At 62.3% G+C, this 25165-nt stretch carries 27 protein-coding genes; 20 read left to right on the plus strand and 7 right to left on the minus strand.

Annotated features, from left to right (window positions below; genetic code table 11):
* Nucleotides 1–5 precede the first annotated feature (5 nt).
* The 11 genes from folP (at nt 6) to ACFT1A_RS18615 (ending at nt 7856) form a co-directional block, all read left to right on the plus strand.
* Nucleotides 6–866, plus strand: coding sequence for a dihydropteroate synthase (folP, locus tag ACFT1A_RS18565; RefSeq protein WP_378448270.1), 861 nt, complete (start codon nt 6–8; stop codon nt 864–866).
* A gap of 1 nt (nt 867) precedes the next feature.
* Nucleotides 868–1233 (plus strand): dihydroneopterin aldolase, encoded by a 366-nt coding sequence (folB, locus tag ACFT1A_RS18570; protein ID WP_378448165.1) that lies wholly within the window; start codon nt 868–870, stop codon nt 1231–1233.
* Complete coding sequence (gene folK / locus ACFT1A_RS18575; protein ID WP_378448166.1) at nt 1230–1733, plus strand: 2-amino-4-hydroxy-6-hydroxymethyldihydropteridine diphosphokinase; 504 nt, start codon at nt 1230–1232, stop codon at nt 1731–1733. The genes folB and folK overlap by 4 nt, the downstream gene beginning before the upstream one ends.
* A 17-nt stretch (nt 1734–1750) precedes the next feature.
* The gene (locus tag ACFT1A_RS18580; protein WP_230816814.1) at nt 1751–2218 is read left to right on the plus strand and encodes a DUF3180 domain-containing protein; all 468 of its coding nucleotides are present in this window, start codon (nt 1751–1753) and stop codon (nt 2216–2218) included.
* Nucleotides 2219–2286: 68 nt separating this feature from the next.
* Nucleotides 2287–3387 (plus strand): DUF6779 domain-containing protein, encoded by a 1101-nt coding sequence (locus ACFT1A_RS18585; protein WP_378448167.1) that lies wholly within the window; start codon nt 2287–2289, stop codon nt 3385–3387.
* Nucleotides 3388–3497: 110 nt separating this feature from the next.
* The gene (locus ACFT1A_RS18590) at nt 3498–4439 is read left to right on the plus strand and encodes a Rossmann-like and DUF2520 domain-containing protein (protein ID WP_378448168.1); all 942 of its coding nucleotides are present in this window, start codon (nt 3498–3500) and stop codon (nt 4437–4439) included.
* A complete protein-coding gene (gene panC, locus ACFT1A_RS18595) occupies nt 4432–5364 on the plus strand; it encodes a pantoate--beta-alanine ligase (RefSeq protein WP_378448169.1) in 933 nt (310 codons plus the stop codon). The genes ACFT1A_RS18590 and panC overlap by 8 nt, the downstream gene beginning before the upstream one ends.
* A 27-nt stretch (nt 5365–5391) precedes the next feature.
* On the plus strand, nt 5392–5838 hold the full coding sequence (gene panD / locus ACFT1A_RS18600; RefSeq protein WP_003945761.1) for an aspartate 1-decarboxylase: 447 nt from the start codon (nt 5392–5394) through the stop codon (nt 5836–5838).
* A gap of 3 nt (nt 5839–5841) precedes the next feature.
* Nucleotides 5842–6657 carry a type III pantothenate kinase gene (locus ACFT1A_RS18605; RefSeq protein WP_230816726.1) on the plus strand — a complete coding sequence of 272 codons (816 nt, stop codon included), beginning with the start codon at nt 5842–5844 and terminating at the stop codon, nt 6655–6657.
* A gap of 219 nt (nt 6658–6876) precedes the next feature.
* Nucleotides 6877–7437: a cysteine dioxygenase gene (locus ACFT1A_RS18610; RefSeq protein WP_378448271.1), complete on the plus strand. Its 561-nt coding sequence runs from the start codon at nt 6877–6879 to the stop codon at nt 7435–7437.
* Nucleotides 7434–7856 carry a rhodanese-like domain-containing protein gene (locus ACFT1A_RS18615; RefSeq protein ID WP_003945445.1) on the plus strand — a complete coding sequence of 141 codons (423 nt, stop codon included), beginning with the start codon at nt 7434–7436 and terminating at the stop codon, nt 7854–7856. The genes ACFT1A_RS18610 and ACFT1A_RS18615 overlap by 4 nt, the downstream gene beginning before the upstream one ends.
* A gap of 21 nt (nt 7857–7877) precedes the next feature.
* Here ACFT1A_RS18615 and ACFT1A_RS18620 read toward each other — a convergent pair whose 3' ends face one another.
* Nucleotides 7878–8837 (minus strand): AraC family transcriptional regulator, encoded by a 960-nt coding sequence (locus ACFT1A_RS18620; protein WP_378448170.1) that lies wholly within the window; start codon nt 8835–8837, stop codon nt 7878–7880.
* Nucleotides 8838–8917: 80 nt separating this feature from the next.
* Here ACFT1A_RS18620 and ACFT1A_RS18625 point away from each other — a divergent pair, with 80 nt between their 5' ends.
* Genes ACFT1A_RS18625 through lysS form a run of 3 tightly spaced genes read left to right on the plus strand, consistent with a single transcriptional unit; the run spans nt 8918 to nt 11774 of the window.
* A complete protein-coding gene (locus tag ACFT1A_RS18625) occupies nt 8918–9751 on the plus strand; it encodes an NAD(P)H-binding protein (protein ID WP_378448171.1) in 834 nt (277 codons plus the stop codon).
* The gene (locus ACFT1A_RS18630) at nt 9748–10251 is read left to right on the plus strand and encodes a DUF1772 domain-containing protein (RefSeq protein WP_378448172.1); all 504 of its coding nucleotides are present in this window, start codon (nt 9748–9750) and stop codon (nt 10249–10251) included. Before ACFT1A_RS18625 ends, ACFT1A_RS18630 begins: the two co-directional genes overlap by 4 nt.
* Before the next feature lie 11 nt (nt 10252–10262).
* Complete coding sequence (gene lysS, locus ACFT1A_RS18635; RefSeq protein WP_003945834.1) at nt 10263–11774, plus strand: lysine--tRNA ligase; 1512 nt, start codon at nt 10263–10265, stop codon at nt 11772–11774.
* A gap of 48 nt (nt 11775–11822) precedes the next feature.
* On the opposite strand, the gene ACFT1A_RS18640 is transcribed toward lysS, so the two are convergent.
* Genes ACFT1A_RS18640 through ACFT1A_RS18650 form a run of 3 tightly spaced genes read right to left on the minus strand, consistent with a single transcriptional unit; the run spans nt 11823 to nt 14222 of the window.
* Nucleotides 11823–12200, minus strand: a complete 378-nt coding sequence (locus ACFT1A_RS18640) for a hypothetical protein (protein WP_378448173.1) — start codon at nt 12198–12200, stop codon at nt 11823–11825.
* On the minus strand, nt 12197–13417 hold the full coding sequence (locus tag ACFT1A_RS18645; protein WP_378448174.1) for a hypothetical protein: 1221 nt from the start codon (nt 13415–13417) through the stop codon (nt 12197–12199). Before ACFT1A_RS18645 ends, ACFT1A_RS18640 begins: the two co-directional genes overlap by 4 nt.
* Nucleotides 13410–14222, minus strand: a complete 813-nt coding sequence (locus ACFT1A_RS18650; protein WP_378448175.1) for a hypothetical protein — start codon at nt 14220–14222, stop codon at nt 13410–13412. The genes ACFT1A_RS18645 and ACFT1A_RS18650 overlap by 8 nt, the downstream gene beginning before the upstream one ends.
* Before the next feature lie 184 nt (nt 14223–14406).
* Here ACFT1A_RS18650 and ACFT1A_RS18655 point away from each other — a divergent pair, with 184 nt between their 5' ends.
* The 5 genes from ACFT1A_RS18655 to ACFT1A_RS18675 all read left to right on the plus strand — a co-directional run bounded on the left by ACFT1A_RS18655 (nt 14407) and on the right by ACFT1A_RS18675 (nt 20086).
* Complete coding sequence (locus ACFT1A_RS18655; RefSeq protein ID WP_378448176.1) at nt 14407–14745, plus strand: Lsr2 family protein; 339 nt, start codon at nt 14407–14409, stop codon at nt 14743–14745.
* 150 nt (nt 14746–14895) lie between these two features.
* Nucleotides 14896–15792 carry an esterase/lipase family protein gene (locus ACFT1A_RS18660; RefSeq protein ID WP_378448272.1) on the plus strand — a complete coding sequence of 299 codons (897 nt, stop codon included), beginning with the start codon at nt 14896–14898 and terminating at the stop codon, nt 15790–15792.
* 26 nt (nt 15793–15818) lie between these two features.
* On the plus strand, nt 15819–16688 hold the full coding sequence (locus tag ACFT1A_RS18665) for an esterase/lipase family protein (RefSeq protein WP_378448273.1): 870 nt from the start codon (nt 15819–15821) through the stop codon (nt 16686–16688).
* Nucleotides 16689–16985: 297 nt separating this feature from the next.
* Entirely contained in the window at nt 16986–19529 is a 2544-nt protein-coding gene (locus ACFT1A_RS18670; protein WP_003945604.1) for an ATP-dependent Clp protease ATP-binding subunit, read from the plus strand.
* A gap of 77 nt (nt 19530–19606) precedes the next feature.
* Nucleotides 19607–20086 (plus strand): nucleoside deaminase, encoded by a 480-nt coding sequence (locus tag ACFT1A_RS18675; RefSeq protein WP_378448177.1) that lies wholly within the window; start codon nt 19607–19609, stop codon nt 20084–20086.
* A 57-nt stretch (nt 20087–20143) separates the two neighbouring features.
* Here the strand turns inward: ACFT1A_RS18675 and fadD5 are convergent, their stop codons facing one another.
* The 3 genes from fadD5 to ACFT1A_RS18690 form a co-directional block, all read right to left on the minus strand.
* Nucleotides 20144–21733 carry a fatty-acid--CoA ligase FadD5 gene (fadD5, locus tag ACFT1A_RS18680; RefSeq protein WP_378448178.1) on the minus strand — a complete coding sequence of 530 codons (1590 nt, stop codon included), beginning with the start codon at nt 21731–21733 and terminating at the stop codon, nt 20144–20146.
* 95 nt (nt 21734–21828) lie between these two features.
* Nucleotides 21829–22608 (minus strand): enoyl-CoA hydratase, encoded by a 780-nt coding sequence (locus ACFT1A_RS18685; RefSeq protein WP_378448179.1) that lies wholly within the window; start codon nt 22606–22608, stop codon nt 21829–21831.
* Nucleotides 22605–23594 carry an NAD(P)H-dependent flavin oxidoreductase gene (locus tag ACFT1A_RS18690; protein ID WP_378448180.1) on the minus strand — a complete coding sequence of 330 codons (990 nt, stop codon included), beginning with the start codon at nt 23592–23594 and terminating at the stop codon, nt 22605–22607. The genes ACFT1A_RS18685 and ACFT1A_RS18690 overlap by 4 nt, the downstream gene beginning before the upstream one ends.
* A 341-nt stretch (nt 23595–23935) precedes the next feature.
* Between ACFT1A_RS18690 and ACFT1A_RS18695 the strand changes: the two genes are divergently transcribed.
* Nucleotides 23936–25159 (plus strand): TetR/AcrR family transcriptional regulator, encoded by a 1224-nt coding sequence (locus tag ACFT1A_RS18695; protein ID WP_378448181.1) that lies wholly within the window; start codon nt 23936–23938, stop codon nt 25157–25159.
* The last annotated feature ends 6 nt before the right edge of the window (nt 25160–25165 follow it).

The raw sequence follows: 25165 nt of genomic DNA on the forward strand, positions 1-25165 counted from the left end.
GCGAGATGTCCGCGGCTTCCGTTGCAGACAGCGATCCGGCCCGGATGGTCGTGATGGGGATTTTGAACGTCACCGCCGATTCGTTTTCCGACGGTGGCCAATTCCTCGATCGTGACGCGGCGATCTCTCGTGGGCTAGAGCTGCAACGCATTGGCGTCGACATCGTCGACATCGGCGGTGAGTCGACGCGTCCCGGTGCCACCCGAGTGGACCCGAAACTCGAGGCCGATCGTATTGCCCCGGTGATCGAAGAACTGGTTGCTGCGGGAATCCGCGTCAGCGTCGACACGATGCGTGCTTCTGTCGCCGCGGCCGCGATCGAAGCGGGTGCGGGGATCGTCAACGACGTCTCGGGCGGTCGCGCGGACCCCGACATGGCGTCCGTGGTTGCCGACGCCGGAGTGCCCTGGATCCTCATGCATTGGCGCTCGGCCCGCGACTACGTCCATCGTGGCAGTGCCGATCACTACGACGACGTGGTCCGAGACGTCCGTGACGAACTGCTTTCGCAGGTCGACCTGGCGTTGAAGGCGGGCGTTGATTCGTCGTCGATCATCCTCGACCCCGGCCTCGGGTTCGCGAAGAACGCCGACCACAACTGGGCTCTGTTGCGGGCCTTGCCCGAGTTCAACGCACTCGGATTCCCGGTCCTGGTCGGCGCTTCCCGTAAGCGGTTCCTCGGGTCTCTGCTCAGCGATCCCGAAGGCAATCCGCGCCCGCCGGCCGGCCGTGAGACTGCGACGGCCGTGGTCTCCGCCCTTGCAGCGCGCGAAGGTGCCTGGGGAGTTCGGGTGCACGACGCACAAGCCTCGCTCGACGCAATTGCCGTGGTCGACGCCTGGAACCGTGGACGAGAAAGGGCCTGACATGGGGGACCGAATCGAATTGCGCGGGCTGAAGGTTCGCGGCAATCACGGAGTGTTCGACCACGAGAAGCGTGACGGTCAGGACTTCTTCATCGACATCACGGTGTGGATGGACCTGGCGCCCGCCGCGGCGTCGGACGATCTGACCCAGACCCTGCACTACGGTGAGTTGGCGGAAGCCGCCGCAGCCATCGTCGCCGGCCCTTCGCGCGATCTCATCGAGACCGTCGCTGCCGAGATCGCTGACGGCGTCATGAAGGATTCGCGAGTCGAGAGCGTCGAGGTCGTGGTCCACAAGCCGTCGGCGCCGATTCCGCTGGTCTTCGCGGACGTCGCCGTCGTCGCACATCGGACCAGGTCGGCATGACACGCGCTGTTCTGTCGATCGGTTCCAACATCGGCGACAGCGTGGCTCACCTGCAGTCCGTTGTCGACGGGTTGGGCAGCGCCGTCGTTGCTGTCTCACCGGTCTACTCGACGGCGCCGTGGGGTGGCGTCGAGCAGCAGGATTTCTACAACGCGGTGGTGGTGGTCGACGATCCCGAGGCCGACAGCGTTGAATGGCTTCGCCGTTCGCAAGCTCTCGAGGAAGCCGCAGATCGGGTGCGCGAACAGCGTTGGGGACCCCGGAGCCTGGACGTGGACGTGGTCGACTGCGAAGGCGTCGTCAGTTCCGATCCTGAACTCACACTTCCGCACCCCCGGGCTCATCTTCGTGCCTTCGTGCTCGTTCCGTGGCTGGACGTCGAGCCTGATGCGACGCTGATCGTCGATGGTCGGACGTTGTCGGTGGCAGAAATTCTCGGCGGCCTCGATCGCAGCGAACGTGAAGGTGTTCGCACTACCGATGTGGTGCTTGCGCGGTGACCGAACAAGACAAGGGCTTGAAGCCGACCCGGATCAGTGAACTCGCGGTTCTGGCCGCGGTTGCGGCCGTGGCCACCTGGATTCTGATTCGCGTGTTCTACGGTTCGATGCCGCCCATCCCTGTTTATGCGGGAGCGTCGCTGTACTTCGTGGCCGTTGCCGAAGCCGTCTTCGCTTTTGTCATTCGTGCGCGCGTCAAGAATCGTCAGGTCGGCGACGGGCTCAGACAACTCCATCCGATCACTGCGGCCCGCGCGCTGGCATTGGCAAAAGCATCCGCTTTGGTCGGTTCAGCTACCGTGGGTGTCTGGGTTGGAGTGCTGGTGTATCTCATCCCACAGCGCTCGGTTCTGCAGGCCGCGGCCTCCGACACGCCGGGCGCGTGGGTGGGGTTGGGCGCCGCAATTGCGCTGGTAGCGGCAGCTCTGTGGCTCGAACATTGTTGCAAGACGCCGGAAGATACACCTGACGAGCCGGCGCACTGACAGCCTGGTCGGCAAATCACCCACCGAGGTACGTGGCGACCCCGGTCTCGGCAAGTACCCTGGCAACCATGACAAATTCTGGTCGATCGAAGTCTGCGCGCCGAAGCAAGCGCAGCGCGAGCCAGATGATCATTGCTGCTCTTCTGGCACTTGCTGTCATTGCTTCGCTGTTCCTGATTTTCAGCAACAGCGTTCAGCTTCTTCGGGTGGGACTGGTCGTCGCTCTGTGGGCAGCCACCCTCGGCGCTATCGCCATGACCAAGTATCGGCGTGAGTCGGCACTGGACAAAGCCAAGGTTGCCGATCTACAGACCGTGTACGAACTGCAGCTCGAACGTGAAATTTCCGCTCGACGCGAGTACGAACTGAGCGTCGAAGGCCGTGTGCGCCGTGAGGTGACCGCCGACGCGGAGGAACTGGCCGGGCTGCGCGCCGAATTGGTCGCGCTGCGCCGGAACCTCGAAGCGCTTTTCGAAGGTGGACTGTTGCCCGAACAGACCGCGCTCAAGACCGATTCGACGCGAGTACCGGAACTTGGCGGTAGTTCGTACGGTGCGTACCAGCCGGCACCGTCGGGACTGTACGTTCCCGGCGCCGGCCAGAGCGGGCCCAGCCAACCGGCACCGAACGTCGGCGGGTTGGCTTCGCCCAACGACGATCCGGTGACTGCCGAGACAACCGTGGTGTTCGCCGAGACGTCGTGGCGCGACAGCAGCTTCGTGGCGCCGCGCGTCATACCGACGCAGAAGCCGCAGGAGACGCAGAAGCCCCAGGACCAGACCCGGAACCAGGCCCCGAAGAGTTCTCCGGTGAGCTCTGTGAGTTCCTCGCCGACACGAACGGTGAAAAATGTTCCGGTGGAGAAGGATTCGGAGCCGGTCGAGCCAGAAATCAAGGCTCCCGCCCAGGCCCCGAACATCGAACACGCCGTCATCGAAGACGCCGTCGTCGAAGAGGTGCCCGAGGTTGTTCCCGAGATTGTTGCGGAAACAGAACGTGAACCCGCCGCTGAGTCCGACGCAGAGCCGCGCCGTCGTCGTCGCGCTGCCCCGGAGGATGCCGCGAGTGGTGCTCATTCCAACGGATTGACCGTCGCCGAAATAATGGCAAATCTGAGTTCGACCAACCCGTCCGAGGGCTCCGGTCGACGCCGTCGCCGAGAGGACTGAGTCGCAGATCACTCGCCCGGCCATGGCATGACGGTTCGGGCGAAGGATATCCTCGGACGCAGAACGTCTGGTACCCGCCGAGCGGGACTGGAACGAACGAGAGGAATCCGGTGACTTCCTTCGGGATCACTAATGGACCTGCACCTGCGCGATTGACGGTAGGAATTGTCTCCGCAGGCCGGGTCGGAACAGCTGTCGGTGCCGCGTTGGAGCGAGCCGGTCATGTTGTCAGCGCTTGCTCCGCAGTCTCCAGTGCCTCGGTCGCCCGCGCTGTGAAGCGGCTTCCCGATACCGAAATCCTTCCGGCTGCCGACGTCGCAGCTCGCTCCGAACTGCTGATTCTCGCAGTTCCGGACGATCAGCTTGCTGATCTTGTTCGGGGGCTCGCGGCCACGAAAGCCGTCAAGCCGGGCACGCTCGTCGCCCACACGTCGGGCGCCAACGGCATTGCGATCCTGGCTCCGCTGACCGAACTGGGCGCACTGCCCTTGGCTATCCATCCGGCGATGACGTTCACCGGTCACGACGAGGACACTGCGCGGCTGTCGTCGGCGTGCTTCGGAATCACGGCCGGCGACGACATCGGATACGCGATCGCGCAGTCTCTCGTCCTCGAGATCGGCGGCGAGCCGGTCCGAGTGCGCGAGGAGAACCGCGCGCTCTACCACGCTGCACTGGCTCACGGCAGTAATCACCTGGTCACCCTCGTTGTCGACGCTGTCGAGGCGCTGCGAGCGTCGTTGCAGGGTGACGAGCTGCTCGGTCAGCAGCTGATCGACGGCGATCCGGGTGGAGTGGCCGAGCGTGTCCTGCAACCGCTGTTGTCGGCCGCCCTGGACAACGCACTACGACGCGGTCCCTCGGCGTTGACCGGCCCGGTGGCACGCGGCGATGCCGCTGCCGTCGACACACATTTGCGCGTACTGACAGAACTGGATCCGGAGCTCGCTGCCGGCTATCGAGCGATGTCCTTGCGATCGGCCCAGCGGGTGGGCGCCCCCACCGAATTGTTCGACATCTTGACTGAAACGGGAGGTGACCGTCGTGAGTGATTTGCAGGGCGGATACAAGCGCGGCGAACTGACGGTGCACCACGATCCGGACAAGCTTCGGCGCGTCTCGCGGGCACTGCGTGGAGTCGGGCGTCAGGTGGCGCTCGTTCCGACGATGGGTGCGCTGCACGCGGGCCACATCGAACTGGTTCGTCAGGCCAAGGTCACCGGCGCCGTCGTGATCGTTTCCATCTTCGTGAACCCGCTGCAGTTCGGTGCCGGCGAAGATCTGGACGCGTATCCGCGCACTCTCGATGCCGATCTCGACCTGCTTCGCGCCGAGGGCGTCGAATTGGTGTTCGCGCCGAGCGCCAAGACGATGTACCCGCGTGGTCAGCGCACCACCATCGTTCCCGGACCGCTGGGTAGCGAACTCGAAGGCGGCGCACGCCCCACTCACTTCGCGGGAATGCTGACGGTCGTGGCGAAGCTGCTGCAGATCGCGGCACCCAATCACGCGTACTTCGGCGAGAAGGACTATCAGCAGCTGACGCTCATCCGTCAGATGGTGTGGGATCTCAACTTCGACGTACAGATCATCGGAGTTCCGACGGTCCGCGAGTTCGACGGCCTCGCGTTGTCCTCTCGCAATCGCTACCTCGACGAGAGTCAGCGCGCCGCAGCGGTCGCGCTGTCCGCAGCTCTGATCGCCGGTGCACACGCGGCGGCCGGGGGAGCGGAAGCAATTCTGGAAACCGCACGCGCTGTCCTGGCAGCTGTTCCGGAAATCGAGGTCGACTACCTCGAGGTTCGGGGCGTCGATCTGGGCCCCGCTCCCGAGCGGGGTGACGGCCGACTGTTGGTGGCCGCCAAGCTCGGAACGACCCGTCTGATCGACAATGTCGGAGTTGCCGTGGGAACCGGCTTCCTCGAGCGTGACACCGATCCATCCGCCGACGCCATCGACGACCTGCTGTCTCACTGAGCACTTTTCACGAGTAAGGACCTGGATATGTTTCGCACAATGATGAAGTCGAAGATCCACCGCGCCACCGTGACTCACGCCGACCTGCATTACGTTGGCTCCGTCACCGTCGACCAGGATCTGATGGACGCCGCCGACCTCCTCGAAGGCGAACAGGTGTGCATCGTCGACATCGACAACGGCGCGCGTCTCGAGACGTACGTCATCGCCGGTGAGCGCGGAACGGGTGTCATCGGAATCAACGGTGCAGCAGCGCATTTGGTCAAGCCCGGCGACCTGGTCATTCTCATCGCCTACGGCGTGATGAACGAGCAAGAAGTCAAGGAGTACTCCCCGCGCGTCGTGTTCGTCGATGCCGACAACAAGCAGATCGAGCTCGGTTCCGACCCGGCTCACGCGCCGGAGGGTTCGGGTCTGATCACCCCGCGCATGCTGTCGACACTCGAGGCCTCGCGCGAATCCAGTCTGGTGTAATCCATGCTGCTCACGGTCGACGTGCGGAACACCAACATCGTTCTCGGGTTGTTTTCCGGAACTGGCGAGCATTCGAAGCTGTTGCAGGACTGGCGAATGCGAACCGACCCTCGGATGACTGCCGACGAGTTGGCGTTGACCTTCCGTGGGCTGTTGGGTACTCATGTCGATCAGATCGCCGGTGTCGCCGCGTTGTCGACGGTGCCGTCCGTCTTGCGTGAGATCCGCGTCATGCTCGAGCGGTACTGGGGGCATGTTCCCCATGTCGTGGTCGAGCCGGGCGTGCGCACCGGGGTGCCGCTGCTGGTGGACAACCCCAAAGAAGTCGGAGCCGACCGTATCGTCAACAGCCTTGCCGCGCACCATCTTTACGAGGGTCCGTGCATCGTCGTGGACTTCGGCACGTCGACCTGTGTCGACGTCGTTTCCGCCAAGGGTGAGTTCCTGGGCGGCTGTATCGCGCCCGGGCTCGAGATCTCGACCGACGCCTTGGCGTCGCAGTCTGCTGCGTTGCGCAAGGTCGAATTGGTGCGTCCTCGTTCGGTGGTCGGGAAGAACACCGTCGAATGCATGCAGTCCGGCGCGGTATTCGGCTTTGCGGGCCTCGTGGACGGACTGGTCAACCGCGTACGCGACGAATTGCCCGAGTTCGGTGGTGACGACGTCTCCGTGATCGCAACCGGGGACAGTGCACCGCTGATCATCCCCGAATCCGACACCATCGATCACTTCGAACGCGACCTCACCCTCGAAGGGCTGAGGTTGGTCTTCGAGCGCAATCAGGCGCGTCGCGGATCCGGTCGACGACCGGTCGCCTGATCGATGGTTTTGGCCCAGCAGTTTCGCGATTACGAAAGTTATGCCACAATGGTGCTCGTGAATCGCTGCATGGGTGCTCAGGAGTGTTGTCGAGGCTGACCGCTGCCTTGACCAATTCACACTCCTTGGAGCTAGCTCGTGCTATCCACATATTCTGCAGATCTCTCTGTTTTGGCCCCAACCCTTACTGTTGACCGCGCTGTTTCCGCAGGTCGTGGCATCAATCGTGGGCCCTCCGGACGTCGCCCGATTGGAGCCTCGTTGCCCACCCGCCTTCGCCCGGCCGATTTGCTGCGACTGACCGACGAGGGAGCAAACGGCGTGCTCGACGGCCGTTTCGATCACCTCATCCCCGACGCCTTCCCGACGCTCGACCGTTGGTCCACCCGCTTGCACGCGGACGACGACGTCGATGTGTGGCTCATCAGCTGGGTACCCGAACGCAATACCGAATTGCACGACCACGCAGGCTCGTTCGGCGCATTGACCGTCCTCAGTGGTTCGCTCACCGAATTCCGTTGGGCCGGTGACACCCTGGTGGAACGCCAGCTCGACGCCGGCGATCAGGCTTCGTTCCCGCTCGGATGGGTTCACGATGTCGTACGTTCGACGGATGCTCCCGGTGCTCCGGTCGAAATCAGCTCTGATGCACCGACTCTGAGTGTTCACGCGTACTCGCCGCCGCTGACGGCTATGTCCTTCTACGAAGTGACGGACCACCGGACACTTCGCCGCACACGTACCGAGCTGACCGACCTGCCCGAGGGGGGCACCAAATGACCATCGACCAAATGCTCGACGACGCTCGCGCACAGATCGATCGCATGTACGTCTTCCAGCTCACCGAGGCCTTTCACCGCGGAGCAATCTTCGTCGACATTCGTCCGCAGGCGCAGCGCGCCATCGAGGGAACTCTCCCCGGCGCACTCGCGATCGAGCGGAACGTGCTCGAATGGCGCCTCGACCCCACCAGCAGCGCACACCTCGCATTGGCCACCGACCACGACGTCGAGTGGGTGATCGTGTGCTCGGAGGGTTACACCTCGAGCCTCGCCGCAGCGTCGTTGCAGCAGCTCGGCCTGCACAAGGCCACCGATCTGGTGGGCGGGTACCAGGCGATCAAGGCCGCCGGCCTGCTCGGTGCGCTCAGCGGGGTGCGTCATTGCTCCCGCGAGTTGGCGGCTGTTTCCGCTCATTGAGGTATTTGCTGTGCGCCTTTATTAACCGCGGGCGGTTAATAAAGGCGCACAGCGGGTCTGGCGGTACATCTTCGGGCTCACTCCGTGGTGGCGGGTGAAGGCCGTCGTGAGGGCAAAGGGGCTCGAGTAGCCCACTTCTCGCGCGATCGAGGACACCGTTCGTGCCGGGTCTGCGAGTAGATCTGCCGCCACGGACAGTCGCCACTCGGTCAGGTATCCCACCGGCCCGATTCCCATGAGGTTGGTGAACCGGCGAGCAAAGGCTGCTCGCGAACTGCCGGCTTCCTGAGCCAAACTCGCGACCGTCCAGGAGTGTTCCGGCCGATTGTGTATGAGCCTCAAGGCATGCCCGACGACGCGATCTTCGTATGCCTTGATCCACCGCGGTGATCGATCCGGGTTCTCGGCGAACCACGTTCGGACCGCCGAGATCAGGACCAGGTCCAGGAGCCTGTCCAACAACACCTCCTGCCCTGGCCCGTCGGAGGCGATCTGTTGCTCCAGAAGCGTTGTCATCGGCTCGGTTTCGATACTGCGTCGCACGACCGCGACGGGTGTCAGGCTGTCGAGGATCTGGCGGCTGACGTAGGAGTCCAAACGGTATGTGCCCGTGAGCATGACGGTCTCGCCGCTCGTAGAGTTACCCCATGTGCGAACCCCGAGCACTGACATGTCCTCGAGTGGTGAGCCGTCGACCGCGGCGCAGTTCTGCGCTTCGTCGATGAGTACGTGGACCGGGGTACCGGGTTGATCAGCGACGGTATAGGGATCAGAACCTCTCAGAAGTGCCACGTCGCCGGCTCCGAGATTCTCGGTCTGTCCGGTGTCGGAGACGATGACTGCGCTGCCGCGAACCAGAATCAGCACGGTGACGGGTGCGTGGTCCTCGATACGTAGTGACCACGGTGGATCGAGCAACGAGCGCAATAGAAATGCACCTTCCGCCCGCGACCCGGCCAGCATCATCGACAATGCATCCATAATTCGACGGTAGACGCTGGCGTATGTTTTTGCGACCTTCAGCTATGGATCGTATTCCCGTCGCGCGGTCGAATGAGTACATGACCTCAACAAGTGAAATTCAGTCGGCAGTGGTGATCGGTGGTACCGGCAAGACCGGTGCGCGCGTTGCGCAGAGGCTGACGACAGCGGGAATCCGTACCCGAATCGCGTCGAGAACATCCGGGACGCGTTTCGAATGGAACGATCAGACGACGTGGCGGCCCGCGGTGTCCGGCGCCGAAGTGGCATACGTGACGTATGCGCCAGATCTGGCTGTTCCGGGATCGAGCACACACATCGAGGAGTTTGCGAATCTCGCGGATCGCGAAGGGGTTCGCCGCATAGTGCTCCTGTCCGGACGGGGTGAACCGGCGGCGCAGAAAGCCGAACAGGTTCTGGCCGACAGCGGTCTGGAATGGGCCGTGGTGCGGGCCAGTTGGTTTGCCCAGAACTTCAGTGAGGGGTATCTACTCGATCCGATTCAGGAAGGCCACCTGGCACTTCCGGTCGGTGAGGTGGGGGAGCCCTTCATCGACGTCGACGATCTCGCCGATGTCGCGGTGGCCGCGTTGACTCGAACCGATCTCCTCGGCCGAGTCCTCGAGGTGACAGGTCCTGAGTTGCTCACTTTCGCGGCGGCAGTGGATGCGATTTCAACGGCGTCGGGCCGTCCCGTGACATTCGAAAGAATTGGACTCCAACAATTTTCCGACGCTATGGCGGAAGTCGGCGTCCCGAGTGACGTCCTGGAGTTACTCACGTACCTGTTTGCCGAGGTTCTCGACGGACGGAATCAAAGCGTGACCGGCGTTGTCGAAGAGGTCCTGGGACGACCCGCTCGAGATTTCACCACCTTTGCCGCCGAGACCGCTCGAATGGGGGTTTGGTCATGAAGAAGTCCGAGATCATTCTGGAGCTACTGGTCGGCGTGACTGCACTCGGCGCGCTCGTCGCCGGTGGTGCGTTGTTTGCCTTCTCTTCCTTTGTGATGCCCGCCCTGCGGTCGTTGGATGCACATACCGCGATCACGTCGATGCAGGCGATCAACGTCGAAGCGCCGCGTAGTGCGTTGATGCTGCCGCTGGTCGGATCGGCGCTCACCGCGATCGCCGCTGGAATCTGGGCATCGATCTCCAGACCGGACGGCTGGGTCATTGCCGTTGTCGGATGCGTCGGGGTGCTCGCGTCCTTCGCGGTGACCGCGATCTACCACGTCCCCCGCAACGACGCGTTTGCCTCGGTCAGCGCTACCGACGCAGCCGCATGGGCGTCGTACGAGGCTGGTTGGACTATGTGGAATCACGTCCGGGTCGGGCTGTACGTGCTGTCGGGAATCGCGCTCGCGGTGGCCGCGGTGCTACCAGCAACAAACGCGGTGGACACGGCCCAGTAGTCTTGTACCCCGTGAGTGATGTAGAAGCCCAGCCAGTCGACGACACCCCCGAGCAGCTCCGGATCCGGCGCGAGAAGCGTGAACGGATCCTGGCGCAGGGGCAGGAGGCGTACCCGGTTTCGGTCGATCGCACCCACACGCTCGCGCAGATCCGCGCGGAGTACCCCGAACTCGAGCCGGACACGGCGACTGGTGTGCTGGTCGGAGTCGTCGGCCGCGTCATCTTCATGCGCAACACCGGCAAGCTGTGCTTCGCGACTCTGCAGGAAGGCGACGGCACCCAGCTGCAGGCCATGATCAGCCTCGCCGGCGTCGGCGAAGAGGCATTGGCCGCCTGGAAGTCCGACGTCGACCTCGGCGACTTCGTCTTCATTCACGGTGAGGTCATCAGCTCCCGTCGCGGCGAGCTCAGCGTGATGGCCGACGCCTGGCAGATCGCATCCAAGTCGCTTCGCCCCCTGCCGGTTGCGCACAAGGAGATGAGCGAAGAGTCCCGGGTGCGTCAGCGCTACGCAGACCTGATCGTTCGCCCCGAGGCTCGTGACAACGCCCGCAAGCGTGTTGCTGTTGTCCGTGCGTTGCGCAATGCGCTCGAGAGCCGCGGCTTCCTCGAGGTCGAGACGCCGATGCTGCAGACGCTGCACGGCGGGGCGGCAGCTCGTCCGTTCGTCACGCATTCGAACGCTCTCGACATCGACCTGTACCTGCGTATCGCGCCGGAACTGTTCCTCAAGCGTTGCGTCGTCGGCGGTATCGAGAAGGTCTTCGAGATCAATCGCAACTTCCGCAACGAGGGCGTCGACTCCACCCACTCGCCCGAGTTCGCAATGCTCGAGACGTACGAGGCTTACGGCACGTACGACGATTCCGCGAAGATGATTCGTGAACTCGTCCAGGAAGTTGCGCAGGAAGCATTCGGCACGCAGGTCCTCACCCTCGCCGACGGTTCCGAGTACGACGTCAGTGGCGAGTGGCAGGTCCTCGAGATGTACCCGTCGTTGTCGGCGGCCATCGGTACCGAGGTCACCCCGGATACGACGGTCGACGAGCTTCTCGCCTTGGCGGAGAAGGTCGGCCTCGAGGTTCCCAAGGACAAGGGTTACGGCCACGGCAAGCTCGTCGAGGAGCTGTGGGAGCACCAGTGCGGCGATCAGCTGTACGTGCCGACGTTTGTCCGTGACTTCCCGGTCGAGACGTCGCCTCTGACCCGTGATCACCGCAGCAAGAAGGGTGTCACCGAGAAGTGGGACCTGTACATCCGCGGATTCGAGTTGGCGACCGGCTACTCCGAACTTGTCGACCCGGTCATCCAGCGTGAGCGCTTTGTCGATCAGGCGCGCCTCGCGTCGGCCGGCGATGACGAAGCGATGGTGCTGGACGAGGAGTTCCTCGCCGCGATGGAACAGGGCATGCCGCCAACAACGGGCACCGGCATGGGAATCGATCGACTGCTGATGGCTTTGACCGGCCTCGGTATTCGCGAGACGATCCTCTTCCCGATCGTCCGTCCGTCCGCTCGCTAGCTTTACTTCGATCAAGGTTCGGCCGCACATGTTGCGGCCGAACCTTTTTCAGTTGGGACGCTCCCAAGGGATTCGGTACGGTTCGTAGTCTTCGTCCCCGTCAGATATCGGCGGTGCGGAGAACCAGATGAATCTGGGTGAGTTCTTCAGCTCGACCAGTTCAGCGGGGAGCGCTCGAAGTTGGGATTCGATTTGTTCCCAACGACATTCGCCTGCCGCCACCCTTGCTGCATAGTGGCGAAGTTCGGCTGAGGCTTCGGGTCTGTCGGCTAGAAAGTTCAGCAAGTGGTCGGTGACGTCGATCCGGGAGTCCCAGTCCCCGTCCGTGACCCGGTCCAACTTGATCGCTGCATCGTCCACCGCGGCCGCTGCTTTCATGATCTTGTCGTAGCTGCTGCGCAGCTCGGGAGGTATCTCGGGTTTCATACGGCATCAGCCCACGGATCGCGACCGGTCCCCGGGTTGTAGCCGGTCTTCGGCGTATTCAACACGCCCTCCGCATCCGCGACACCGGCGATCGACAGGCCCAGTTCGGTCTTCTTATTCGCGTCGTCGAGTGTGTCGACGACCGGTGCGAGTAACCGTTCGGACATCTCGCTCAGCTTGCCGGATGGTGAGGTGACGAGATCGAGGAACTCCTTCAAACATTCGACCAGGACTCGGATATCGTCGACAATTTCCTGAACTTTCTGTGCGGTCGAGAATGCTGCGCTGACCAGTTCTACCGTGATGATGGATGGTCCGGCATACGGAACTCGGCGAAGAACCCATTTCATAGCCGATGTCCCGTCGGTAATTTGAACCTGATCATCGAGTTTTCGTTCCAAGAATCGAAGGGCTGATTCGACACCGCGTCGGATCTGATCCGCGAGAACGTACAGAACCTCTTTGACGACGCGACCGTGTGGGCCTTCCCATTTCAACGCTTCCGACAGTTTGCGTGAGTATCCGTCGAACGACTGGGCGGCCAGGCCGTCCCAGCTCTCGCCGACTCGCTTCGTTCCGTCTTCGAGATTCAAGCCGCATTTTTCGATGCCGTCGCCGCCGGTTTTGTATGCGTCGCCGATCCGTTTGAGCTCGTTCCAGTTACCGCTCAGCGGTGCGATCAGTCGTTCCAGCGGGCTCCATCCGGTCACAATCTTGAATCCGTTGTCGACGTCTCCCACCCACCCCGCAGATTCTGCGATGACCTTTCGGATGTCGTCGGTCGCAGACTGGGGTGGTGGAAAGTCGACGGCGTTTGCCGGCTTGAACTCTGCTGGACTGTCATACGGCACGGCGGGGCCAGGTATTGGATTCTCGGAATTGTAGGGCGACATGTCCACAATTGACATTTCACTGTGCGCGTTCAGCGCATCGTAGTTTCGCTTCTCTTGATCGTGGTACATCCACGCAGCACGATTGAGATGCATGCCGGTAGTAGCGCAACCGGATGCCAAGTTGGCATAGCGGCGGTAGGTGACATCGGTGTACGCCTGGAGTGGCGTTGAGAGTAGTCGCATCAACTCGCCATCAAAATCTCCGAACGGAGCGGTGTGGTGCAATACCAAGCGGCAGCCGACGCCAGCGTCCTCGCCGATCTGAGTAGCAAGTTTCGACAGCCCGGCGATTTCGCTCGAATCGGCGGTAAAGGATTCATCCATGCGCGGTCGCCTGAGTTTCGGACTTTCGTATTGTTGCGATGATTTGGTCGATCGTGCTCTGGTTGAGAGTGTCAGGTAGTCCCTGATCTGACTGGACAAGGAAGACCATGACCTCGGCTGTGGAGTAACCGGGTGTGGTGACGACATCGAATTGTGCTGAGGGCGGATCGCATTCGTTGTCCGCCGAGATATTGGTGGCGATTGCGGTGTATCGGATCGCAGGGCGTCCGGAGATGGTGAAATTCGTGGGTCCGCTGTAAGCGATGCTGGCGCGAGTGCCGTTCTTGGCGGCGAAGATTGCCTCGGCTTTGTGGACCCATTCTTGTGCTGCGGTGTCGATGTCGACGCCGTTGCGCCCTGTGGCCCCAGTCAGGGCGAGGGTGCTGCCATCAACGGCCGAGCAATAGTTTCTTCTGTACTGGCCGAGCGCACCAAATGTAACCGGACCCCATTTCGTATTCCATCCAGCGACTGAGGTTGCGGCGTTCTTCCAGTCGGCCGGGATGTCGTATGTGAGGCCGAATTTGGTGGCTATGGGTTGGGGTTGGCCGGGTTCGACCTCGATTTTGGGTGGTGGTCGATCCAGTGATGGGAATCCCGGTGGCAGTGGTGGGGGCGGCGTTGTGCTTGTGGTGTTGACGGGTGGGGCGAGTGCGGTTGCGAGTGATTCCGCTGGTGGGAGTTCGTCGGTGTGTGCGTTGCTGATGTGTCCCATGATGGAAAAGAATGCGTAGAGCCCGGCGATGGCTCCGCCGATTCGCAGTAGCGCTCGGTAGAGGTCTTTTCTCGAGCCGTCTTCTGTCATGATTCCCCCTCTGGATGCATCCCCCGATGCGTCGCAAAGAGTGTATCGGCACTGTCCTTGTCGCAAGACAAGTCAACCGGCATACCCGGTGGTGAGTAGTCCCAATCATCCGGATCAGCCGAGACAGGACGTTTGTCCAGGTGCTATTGTCGCTGCTTATCGAAAGATCTGGGGAGGAATAGTCGTGGTGAAAAAGGTTGTTGTCACGATGGTTGACGATCTGGACAAGAAATCGCCCGCTGACGAAACTGTCGAGTTTTCCGTCGACGGAGTTGCATACGAAATCGATCTGACCGCCGCCAACGCCGCGGAACTGCGTGATGCGTTGAAAAAGTGGATTCCCCATGCAAGAAAGTCGAATTCAGCCAAATCGGTCAACGGAGCGGTGACCAAATCGCGCCCGGTTGCCGACCGCGATCAGAGTGCCGCCATCCGCGAATGGGCCAAGGGAGCGGGCTTCGAGATTTCGGCCCGGGGACGCATTTCCACCGAGGTGCGCCGGGCCTACGAAAAGGCCGTCTGAATTGGATCGCGAATGGATTGGGACGCATTTTCCCGAAACGGATTGATAACGCGTTCTAGTTTGTTAGCGTCTGCACGGTTCGTATCTCTCGCAGAGGAGTCGGTCGTGCGCAGAATCAGGTTGTTCGGGGGCGTGGTTCTCGGCGCTCTGATGCTCGTCGGGTTCACCTCCGTGGCATCGGCCCAGGCCCCATTGCCCGTGCCCAATGCCTTCCTCGCCGGCGTTCCTCAGGAGTTGGGAAATCCTGGCGGTTCTGCTCCCGGATCCAATGACTTTTCGTGTAAACCGACTGCTGAACATCCCAATCCGGTTGTGCTCGTTCACGGAACGGGTGGAAACAGGCAGACCAACTGGGCCACCTATGCGCCGTTGCTCGCCAACGAGGGCTACTGCGTCTTCGCGCTGACGTACGGCAACTTCCCCGAGCAGCCGTGGCCCTTGTCAGCCATCGGAGGAATGCAAGAAATTCCTTCCAGCGCAGCGCAATTGTCAAATTTTGTCGATCAAGTTCTCGGTGCTACCGGCGCAACGTCGGTGGATCTCATCGGCCATTCGCAAGGCACGATCATCAACGGGTACTACGCGAAGTTCCTCGGCGGTGCTGACAAAGTGGACAACATCGTCTCGGTGGCATCGCTGTGGAAGGGAACCCTCGGAAACGAGCAGGCAAGTATCGGCCGCAGCCTTCGCGAACTAGGGGTATCCGAGGCAGCGCAGGCCGGATTCCCGATCTGCAAGGCGTGTCTGAACATGGGGGCCGGTTCGGAGTTCATCGAAAATCTCCGTGCGGGAGGCGTTTACGCGCCGGGCGTTCACTACACGAACATCACGACTCGCTACGACGAACTAGTGCTGCCGTATACAAATGGTCTCGAGTCCGGGCCGAACGCCACCAACATCGTCGTTCAGGACGGTTGTGAGCAAGACATCTCCGATCACCTCGCCATCGCGGCATCGCTGCGCGCCGCGACTTTTGCTCTCAATGCACTCGACCCCGCGCATCAGCGGCCGGTACCGTGCAACTCGGTATTGCCCGTCGTGGGTTGAGCAAGGTGTGGAGGCCTTCGGTGGGGATCAGAACATGTGTGGGCGCTCTCTTCCTGGCGGCGGCCGTGGCTGCGACCGCCGCGCCTCTTGCGTCGGCGAACGAACCTCTCCCCGTTCCGTCGGGTTTCTTCAGCGGAATCGCTCTCGAAGCGATCAACCCGGGCGGATCGGCTCCCGGCACCAACGATTTCTCGTGCACGCCTTCCGCTGCTCATCCTGATCCGGTAGTCCTCGTGCACGGGACGGCGGCCAACCGTCAGACCAATTGGGGCGTACTCGCACCCGTACTGGCCAACGAGGGGTACTGCGTTTTTGCGCTCACATTCGGGAATCGAACGGACCAGCCGTGGCCGATTTCCGCAGCCGGCGGTCTGGCGCCACTCGGAGACAGCGCAGGGCAACTGTCGGCATTCGTCGACGACGTCCTCTCGTCGACGGGTGCCTCGACGGTCGACCTGATCGGACACTCTCAGGGGACGACGGTCAGTGCGTACTACGCCAAGTTCCTCGGCGGCGACGAGAAGGTTTCCAAGATCGTCTCCATCGCTCCGTTGTGGGACGGCTCGGAGGTCGGCCCGCCGGAAGGCGTCGGCGGACCGGATTTCGACAACGCCACCTTCGTGACCGAACTGCGCGACGCCGGCGTCTACTCCGAGGACGTCGAGTACACCAACATCGTGACTCGGTTCGATCAAGTGGTCGTTCCGTACAGCAGCGGAATACTCGCCGCGTCGAACGCGTCGAACATAGTTGTTCAGGACGGTTGCGAGCAGGACCTGTCGGATCACATCGCGCTGGTGGCGTCGCAGCGAACAGCGACTCTGACGCTCAACGCGCTGGATCCGTCGAATCCGCGTGAGGTGCCGTGCGCTCGGGTACTCCCGATATTCGGCTGATCAGGCGTCGAAAATCGCTGTTCGCTTCAGGCGTACAGGAACCGGGAAACGATTCCCTCAGCTGCGACGTTGTGAACGGTAAGCAGTCCGGCTTCCGCCGCCAATCGGGTGGAGGAGCAGCAGGTGGACTTCGCGCCCTCTAGAGTAATAAGTGGGGTCGTGCAACCTTTGTCGATTCGTGGACGTCAGTCCGCTGACCGGCGAGGCGATCAGTCTGTAGTGCCGGAGCGAAACGCGGCGACCAGGGACGAGACATCCGGTCTCGAACCTGCCCGCCGGAGAGTGTGAGGGAGAGCGATGTTCGAGAGGTTCACCGATCGCGCGCGGCGCGTTGTTGTCCTGGCTCAAGAAGAAGCCAGGATGCTCAACCACAACTACATCGGCACGGAGCACATCCTTCTCGGCCTCATTCACGAGGGCGAAGGTGTTGCAGCCAAGTCGTTGGAGTCGTTGGGTATCTCCCTCGAGGGAGTCCGCAGCCAGGTCGAGGAGATCATCGGCCAGGGCCAGCAGGCTCCGTCCGGTCACATCCCCTTCACACCGCGCGCCAAGAAAGTCCTCGAGCTGAGTCTGCGCGAAGCGCTGCAGCTCGGACACAACTACATCGGTACGGAGCACATCCTGCTCGGTCTCATCCGCGAGGGTGAGGGCGTAGCAGCCCAGGTTCTGGTCAAGCTCGGTGCCGATCTCAACCGCGTCCGCCAGCAGGTCATCCAGCTGCTGTCGGGCTACCAGGGCAAGGAGCCCACCGAAACCGGTGGCACCCGCGGAGAGGCCGGCACGCCGTCCACCTCGCTCGTGCTCGACCAGTTCGGTCGCAACCTGACGCAAGCTGCCCTCGAAGGCAAGCTGGACCCGGTCATCGGCCGCTCGAAGGAAATCGAGCGTGTCATGCAGGTTCTCTCGCGTCGTACCAAGAACAACCCGGTTCTCATCGGTGAACCCGGTGTCGGTAAGACCGCTGTGGTCGAGGGCCTGGCTCAGGCAATCGTCAACGGTGAGGTCCCCGAGACCCTCAAGGACAAGCAGCTGTACACGCTCGACCTCGGGTCGCTCGTGGCCGGCAGTCGTTACCGCGGTGACTTCGAAGAGCGCCTGAAGAAGGTTCTCAAGGAGATCAACACCCGCGGCGACATCATCCTGTTCATCGACGAGCTGCACACTCTCGTGGGTGCGGGCGCGGCCGAGGGCGCTATCGATGCGGCCTCCATCCTCAAGCCCAAGCTTGCCCGCGGTGAGCTGCAGACCATCGGTGCCACCACTCTCGACGAGTACCGCAAGTACATCGAGAAGGATGCCGCTCTCGAGCGTCGTTTCCAGCCCGTTCAGGTGGGCGAACCGACCGTCGAGCACACCATCGAGATCCTCAAGGGTCTTCGTGACCGCTACGAGGCTCACCACCGTGTGTCCATCACGGACGGTGCTCTCGTGGCAGCGGCGACGCTGGCCGATCGCTACATCAACGACCGCTTCTTGCCGGACAAGGCGATCGACCTCATCGACGAGGCGGGCGCACGAATGCGCATCCGTCGGATGACTGCACCGCCGGACCTGCGCGAATTCGACGATCGCATCGCCGACGCGCGTCGCGAGAAGGAGTCCGCGATCGACGCGCAGGACTTCGAGAAGGCCGCGAACCTGCGTGACAAGGAGAAGACCCTCGTCGCTCAGCGCGCCGAGCGTGAGAAGCAGTGGCGTGCGGGCGACCTGGACGTCATCGCCGAGGTCGACGACGAGCAGATCGCCGAGGTTCTGGGCAACTGGACCGGCATCCCCGTCTTCAAGCTCACCGAGGAGGAGACCACTCGTCTGCTCCGCATGGAAGAGGAACTGCACAAGCGGATCATCGGCCAGGAAGAGGCAGTCAAGTCCGTCTCGAAGGCGATCCGCCGTACGCGTGCAGGTCTGAAGGATCCCAAGCGTCCCTCGGGCTCGTTCATCTTCGCCGGCCCGTCCGGTGTCGGTAAGACCGAGCTCGCGAAGTCGCTCGCCAACTTCCTGTTCGGCGACGACGACGCTCTGATCCAGATCGACATGGGCGAGTTCCACGACCGCTTCACCGCTTCGCGTCTGTTTGGTGCCCCTCCCGGGTACGTCGGATACGAAGAGGGCGGCCAGCTCACCGAGAAGGTTCGCCGCAAGCCGTTCAGCGTTGTGCTGTTCGACGAGATCGAGAAGGCACACCAGGAGATCTACAACACCCTCCTGCAGGTGCTCGAGGACGGCCGTCTCACCGACGGTCAGGGACGTACCGTCGACTTCAAGAACACGGTGCTGATCTTCACGTCCAACCTCGGTACGTCGGACATCTCCAAGGCAGTCGGCCTGGGCTTCAGCTCGGGAACGGGCACGGAGTCGAACTACGAGCGCATGAAGCTCAAGGTTCACGACGAGCTGAAGAAGCACTTCCGCCCCGAGTTCTTGAACCGTATCGACGACATCGTCGTCTTCCATCAGCTCACGAACGAGCAGATCGTTCAGATGGTCGACCTGATGCTCGCTCGCGTCGAGGCGGCTCTCAAGAACAAGGACATGGCCATGGAGGTCACCGACAAGGCCAAGTCGCTTCTGGCCAAGCGCGGATTCGATCCGGTACTGGGTGCACGACCGCTGCGTCGTACCATCCAGCGTGAGATCGAGGACCAGATGTCCGAGAAGATCCTCTTCGGAGAGATCGGACCGGGTCACATCGTGCTCGTCGACGTCGAGAACTGGGACGGCGAAGGCTCGGGCGAGGACGCGAAGTTCACGTTCACGCCCACCAAGAAGCCGATCGACGTGCCGGACGCACCGCCGATCGAGCTGACCAAGGCCGGCGAAAGCGAAAGCGCAGCAGAGTAGTACAGCAGAGTAAGTAACGAACGGGCGGCACCTCACCGGTGCCGCCCGTTTCGTGCATCACGGGAGAGGATGTGCACATGAACGACATCGAACTGGGTCATCTGCGCCGTTGCGTCGAATTGGCTTCGGAGGCATTGGATGCCGGTGACGAACCTTTCGGTTCCGTCCTGGTATCGGCCGACGGGACCTTTCTGGCGGAGGATCGAAACCGGATTGCGGGCGGCGACAACACCCGCCACCCCGAGTTCGAGCTGGCGCGGTGGGCGGCTCAATACCTGACGCCGGAAGAGCGCTCCACAGCAACGGTGTTCACCTCGGGCGAGCACTGCGCGATGTGTTCGGCAGCGCACGCATGGGTGGGACTGGGACGTATCGTCTACATCTGCTCTTCGGCCCAACTGGGCGACTGGCTCGCGGAGTGGGGTGTGGCTCCGGCACCGGTGAAGTCTTTGTCCGTCAACGAGGTTGCGCCGAACATCCCGGTCGAAGGCCCGGTACCGGAGTTGGTTCCGCAGGTGCGAGAACTGCATCGGAAGTTGCATTCGCAGAGCGCTTGACGGGCACACACAAACGGGCGGCACCTCGCTGGAGGTACCGCCCGTTTGCGTGTGGAGTCAGGAAACTGCGTCGACTGCTCGAACCTTCTCTCGCAGTTCACCCTTGACGACCTTGCCGCTTGCATTTCGCGGCAGCGCTTCCACGACGACGATGTCCTTCGGGTGCTTGTAGCGCGCGAGCCGATCATTGAGGAAGATGCTCAGCTCCTCGATGGTCAGGTCCACGGCTGAGCCTGGCGCCATCGCGACGATCGCGACCGGCACCTCACCCCACTTGGCGTCGGGGCGACCGACTACGGCGGCTTCGATGATCAATTCGTGTTCGTAGAGGACGTTTTCGACCTCGGCGCAGTAGATGTTCTCTCCGCCGGAGATGATCATGTCCTTCTTGCGATCCACGACGTAGACAAAGCCTTCGTCGTCGACGCGAACGAGATCGCCCGAGTGGAACCACCCACCGTGGAAGGCGTCAGCAGTGGCGGTGGGGTTGTTCCAGTACTCGCTCATCATCGTGGGCCCGCGGTAGACGATTTCGCCGATCTCACCGGGTGTCACGTCGTCCATGTTCTCGTCGACGACCCTGGCCGAGATGGTCGGGATGACCCGACCGACGGATCCGAGCTTGCGAATTGCATCCTCGCCGTCGAGAACGCAAGTGATGGGCGACATCTCGGTCTGACCGAAGACTGCGACATTGAATGCGTCGGGGAAGGTTTCGGCCATTGCCCGCAAGATCGTGTCGGACGACGGTGCGGCGCCCCACGAGATGTTCTTCAGTGACAGTGCTCGAGGTTGCGCCTTCTGCACTGCGCACACGGCCTGCCATTGCACGGGCACGAGGAACAAGCTGGTGACCTTCTCGGCTTCGAGAATGTCGAGTAGCTGGCCCGGGTCGAACGCGCCGACCGGGTGGATCACCGTTGTCGTGCCGAGTTGCAGGTTCGGTGCGATGGAGCCAATGGCCGCGATGTGGAACATGGGCGAGGCGCAGAAGCCGATGGAATCGGCGCTGAACAAGTGGAAGGCTCTGATACAGGTCAATGCTTGCGAAGACAGGTTCGAGTGGGAAAGCACCGAGCCCTTGGGGCGACCGGTGGTTCCCGAGGTGTACATGATGAGAGCGGGGGTGTCGTCCGGGATGTCGACGAACGCGTGCTCCTTACCCTCTTCGCTGATCAGGTCCTCGTAGTTCAGGCTGTCGCCCTCGGCGGTAGCGCCCACGGTGATGGAGATGTCGATACCCTCGGACGCGGCGCGCGCGGCGCCGGCCAACGGAGCCAACGGTCCTTCGGCGACAATGACTTTGGAGCCGGAGTCGTTTACCAGGTAAGCGACCTCTGGTGGTGTCAGACGGAAGTTCACCGGGACAGCGATCGCGCCCAGTGCGTTGGTCGCGAGCACGACCTCGAGGTATTCGGGACGGTTGAGCATCAAGATGAGCACGCGGTCGCCGAAGCTGACGCCGCGTCGGGCAAGGGCGTCTGCCAGCTTCTCGACGCGTGCTTCGAGGGTGCTCCAGGTGATGGAATCGCCCAAGAATCGCAGCGCGGTGCGATCGGGAATCATCTGCGCATGCCTGGCGATCTGATTGTTCCAGTTGGTGCGGCGTGAACGCTGCGCCTCGGAGACTGCATCGGTGGAGGCCATCGATGGGTTCCTCTCATGCGTGGGGGATTGTGTGACTCAGGCTACAGTGAGCCGTCGATTCGTACAGTGGTTTTGTTAACGAAAATTCGCAGTGACTACTTGAAGTGCGGTGCGCGTTTCTGCAGCATCGCCATCGCGCCTTCTTTGAAGTCCTCGCCGGTGAGAAGTTCTGCCTGACCGGTATTTTCGAGCTCCAGCGCAGCATCGAGTCGGTCCAGTGTCGCCGCATTGAGTGCGCGCTTCGTGAGTTCGAGGGCGCGTCGGGGAGCCTTCGACGTGCGATCGGCGATCGACTGGATGTGTGCGTCGAACGCGTCGTCGGAGAGGGTGCGGGACACGAGCCCGAAACGCTCGGCATCCTCGGCGGAAACCCGCTCGCCCAGCAACGCCATCTCGGCCGCGCGGGCGCGTCCGATCGCCGCCGGTACCAGCGCGCTGGCGCCGCCGTCCGGCATCAGGCCGATGTTGACGAACGAGAGAAGGAAGTAGGCGCTCGATGCTGCGTACGTCAGGTCCGCGGCTAGAGCGATGGATACACCGACGCCGGCGGCCGGGCCGTTGACCGCAGCGATCACCGGGACCGGGGCCCTGGTGATGGCGCGTATCAGAGAAGTTGCCGCATCCATCACGACTTTCGGGTCTGCGGGGTTGACGGCCGCTGCGGCGAGGTCGGCGCCGGTACAGAATGCTCGACCGGAGCCGGTGATGACGATGGTACGAACTGCCGGGTTTGCGCCGCCGTCTTGGACGGCGGCAGCGAAGGCGTTCATTGTGGGCAGATCGATCGCGTTCATGCGCTTGGGGCGGTCGAAAGTCAATCGCAGTACACCGTCGGTGATTTCGGAGCGGAAGCCCGCCTCGGCGGTGGCGGTCATGCCGCGCTCACCGCCGTCACGAATCCGGAAAGCCGTGAGGTGATGATGTGTTCGGCCTCCGAGACCAGGCGGTCGATCATGTCGGCGACGGTCGGGATGTCGTTGATCAATCCCTGGCTTTGGCCGGCCGACCAGATGCCAGCATCGAGATCGCCGTCTTCGAAGACCTTGCGCCCGCGTGCTCCGGCGACCAGATGTTGAATGTCGCTGAACTGCGCGCCGCCGCGTGCCTCGATGTCGACGACTTCGGCGCTGATCGCATTCGCGGCCACGCGCGCGGTGTTGTGAAGCGTCCGGAAGATCAGCTTGGTGTCACGTTCGGTATTGGCGACTATCTGTTCTTTAACCGATTGTGCTACAGGCGATTCCACGGTGCACATGAATCGAGTTCCCATGTTGACGCCGTCTGCGCCCAGCGCAAGCGCCGCGACGAGTCCACGGGAATCTGCGATTCCGCCCGAAGCGATCACGGGAATCGTGAGTTGCTGCGTGGCAGCCGGAATCAGAATCAGCCCTGGTATGTCGTCTTCGCCAGGGTGCCCGGCGCATTCGAAACCGTCGATACTGACGGCGTCGACGCCCAGTCTCTCGGCCTTGACGGCGTGACGAACTGCAGTGCACTTGTGGATCACCTTCACGCCCGCGTCCTTGAAATGCGGAAGGTGATCGATCGGACTGGAACCGGCCGTTTCGACGATCTTGATCCCGGATTCGATGATCGCCTGGCGGTATTCGGCGTACGGCGGCGGTGTGATCGACGGCAGAATGGTGAGATTGACGCCGAATGGCTTGTCGGTGAGATCGCGAGTGCGAGCAATTTCCTTGACGAGGTCTTCCGGTGTGGGCTGGGTGAGGCCCGTCAGGAATCCGAGGGCGCCGGAATTTGCCGTGGCCGCAACAAGTTCTGCGCGTCCTACCCACATCATGCCGCCCTGCACGATGGGATGGTCTACGGCGAACATCTCGGTGAAGCGAGTGCGAATCATGTGCTCACAACTACTTTCTTACGGTCGGTCTATCGACGTCGAACCCTCTTGGGGGCAAGGAAAAACCCCACGCAGCATGGAATGAGCCCGCCAGCGGACTACGTGCAAGTTTGTGCGAATCGTCACTAACATAACACCGGGGTGAGAGCGGGTGTCAAGACTCTTTTTGCGGAATCCGTCCGTCGCAACACCTGCGTTGTAGGGTTTCGGGTGAAGCTGTACCGGGCGCGAATTGCGACTTTCGTGACGGTTACCATGATCCGTTCGGACTCGCGCCTGTGAAAGAGCGGTGCAGCGGACGAAGGAAGTAGAAGTGGAAAGCAACGGAAGTGGAGGGTTTGGTGCCCGGACAGACACGCGTCTCCGTGCGCGGCAGTGAACCTGCACCACGGACGCGTCCGAAGAATCGGAAGGCGCAAATCGCGGCCGCTGCCGCGGAGGCGTTCAGTGAACGTGGCTATCACGCGGTCGGTATCGACGAGATCGCAGCGAAGGTCGGAATCTCCGGGCCCGCCCTCTACCGTCATTTCCCCACGAAATACGCGCTGTTCGTCTACACGGTGAACAACCTGACGCAGGCGTTGTTGGATGCCAGCGATCCAGCGGTGCACGGAAACGAAGATCCACGCGAGCAGTTGAACTCCACGATGGTGGGTGTCATCCGCGCAACGATCGAGAATCGGCGCAGGGGAGGGCTCTACCGTTGGGAGGGGCGCTACCTGGTCGACGAGGATCGTGAGCAATTGAGGGTGGGAATGCGCACGCTCAATCTTCGGATCGCCGAACCGCTTGCCGCAGTGCGTCCTGAACTCGATCCGGCCGATGTAGAGCTGATCGCACCGGCCGTGCTCAGTGTGATCGCCAGTATCACCGGACACCGATCGGCGTTGTCCGCCAAGCAGATCGAAGCGCTGATTCTTGCGGCATGCTGGTCTGTCATCGGCGTCGAATTGCCCGTTGGTGAGGCTGGCGGCGCGAAGAAAGTGGCGCCCGAACGCAAACCCGGCCTCGCCCGGACGTCGAAACGTGAAGTGCTGCTTCAGGAAGCCGTACTACTGTTCTATCAGCGCGGCTATCACGACGTGAGTATCGAGGAGATCGGTGCTGCGGCGGGTATCAACGCATCGAGCGTGTACAGGCACTTCGCGAGCAAGGCCGACCTACTTGCTGCGGCCTTCCACCGGGCGTCCGATCGTCTGACGATGACGTTGGGTTCGGCCTTGGCGGAGTCGGAGACTCCTCTCGCGGCCGTCGAGACGTTGGCGAAGATGTACGTCGAGGTTTCATTCGGGACCAGCGAACTGTTGGCCGTGTACTTTGCCGAGATCGGCAGCTTGCCGGATCGATCACGGACCGAGTTGCGCAATATTCAGCGGCTCAATGTCGAGGAGTGGGCGCACCTGTGCGTCGAGGCACGGCCGGAGTTGACGATCGTCCAAGCGCGGTTCCTCGTCCATGCGGCGCTCGGACTGGTCTTCGACATCGGCCGAATCGTGCACTTTTCCTCGGAGAACTCCGCGCAGGCGCGCGTCGAGAAGCTGCTGTCTGCGACGCTCCTCGGGTAGAGCAGT

It is taken from the genome of Rhodococcus sp. NPDC057135 (assembly GCF_042670865.1).
In the GTDB taxonomy this organism is placed as follows: Bacteria; Actinomycetota; Actinomycetes; order Mycobacteriales; family Mycobacteriaceae; genus Rhodococcus_F.

What these genes read in the sequence shown, in the direction of transcription:
- folP (WP_378448270.1), top strand. Translation starts at nt 6, where the DNA reads ATGTCCGCGGCTTCCGTTGCAGACAGCGATCCGGCCCGGATGGTCGTG.
- folB (WP_378448165.1), top strand. Translation starts at nt 868, where the DNA reads ATGGGGGACCGAATCGAATTGCGCGGGCTGAAGGTTCGCGGCAATCAC.
- folK (WP_378448166.1), top strand. Translation starts at nt 1,230, where the DNA reads ATGACACGCGCTGTTCTGTCGATCGGTTCCAACATCGGCGACAGCGTG.
- ACFT1A_RS18585 (WP_378448167.1), top strand. Translation starts at nt 2,287, where the DNA reads ATGACAAATTCTGGTCGATCGAAGTCTGCGCGCCGAAGCAAGCGCAGC.
- panD (WP_003945761.1), top strand. Translation starts at nt 5,392, where the DNA reads ATGTTTCGCACAATGATGAAGTCGAAGATCCACCGCGCCACCGTGACT.
- ACFT1A_RS18605 (WP_230816726.1), top strand. Translation starts at nt 5,842, where the DNA reads ATGCTGCTCACGGTCGACGTGCGGAACACCAACATCGTTCTCGGGTTG.
- ACFT1A_RS18615 (WP_003945445.1), top strand. Translation starts at nt 7,434, where the DNA reads ATGACCATCGACCAAATGCTCGACGACGCTCGCGCACAGATCGATCGC.
- ACFT1A_RS18620 (WP_378448170.1), bottom strand. Translation starts at nt 8,837, where the DNA reads ATGGATGCATTGTCGATGATGCTGGCCGGGTCGCGGGCGGAAGGTGCA.
- ACFT1A_RS18625 (WP_378448171.1), top strand. Translation starts at nt 8,918, where the DNA reads ATGACCTCAACAAGTGAAATTCAGTCGGCAGTGGTGATCGGTGGTACC.
- ACFT1A_RS18630 (WP_378448172.1), top strand. Translation starts at nt 9,748, where the DNA reads ATGAAGAAGTCCGAGATCATTCTGGAGCTACTGGTCGGCGTGACTGCA.
- ACFT1A_RS18640 (WP_378448173.1), bottom strand. Translation starts at nt 12,200, where the DNA reads ATGAAACCCGAGATACCTCCCGAGCTGCGCAGCAGCTACGACAAGATC.
- ACFT1A_RS18645 (WP_378448174.1), bottom strand. Translation starts at nt 13,417, where the DNA reads ATGGATGAATCCTTTACCGCCGATTCGAGCGAAATCGCCGGGCTGTCG.
- ACFT1A_RS18650 (WP_378448175.1), bottom strand. Translation starts at nt 14,222, where the DNA reads ATGACAGAAGACGGCTCGAGAAAAGACCTCTACCGAGCGCTACTGCGA.
- ACFT1A_RS18660 (WP_378448272.1), top strand. Translation starts at nt 14,896, where the DNA reads ATGCTCGTCGGGTTCACCTCCGTGGCATCGGCCCAGGCCCCATTGCCC.
- ACFT1A_RS18670 (WP_003945604.1), top strand. Translation starts at nt 16,986, where the DNA reads ATGTTCGAGAGGTTCACCGATCGCGCGCGGCGCGTTGTTGTCCTGGCT.
- ACFT1A_RS18675 (WP_378448177.1), top strand. Translation starts at nt 19,607, where the DNA reads ATGAACGACATCGAACTGGGTCATCTGCGCCGTTGCGTCGAATTGGCT.
- fadD5 (WP_378448178.1), bottom strand. Translation starts at nt 21,733, where the DNA reads ATGGCCTCCACCGATGCAGTCTCCGAGGCGCAGCGTTCACGCCGCACC.
- ACFT1A_RS18685 (WP_378448179.1), bottom strand. Translation starts at nt 22,608, where the DNA reads ATGACCGCCACCGCCGAGGCGGGCTTCCGCTCCGAAATCACCGACGGT.
- ACFT1A_RS18690 (WP_378448180.1), bottom strand. Translation starts at nt 23,594, where the DNA reads ATGATTCGCACTCGCTTCACCGAGATGTTCGCCGTAGACCATCCCATC.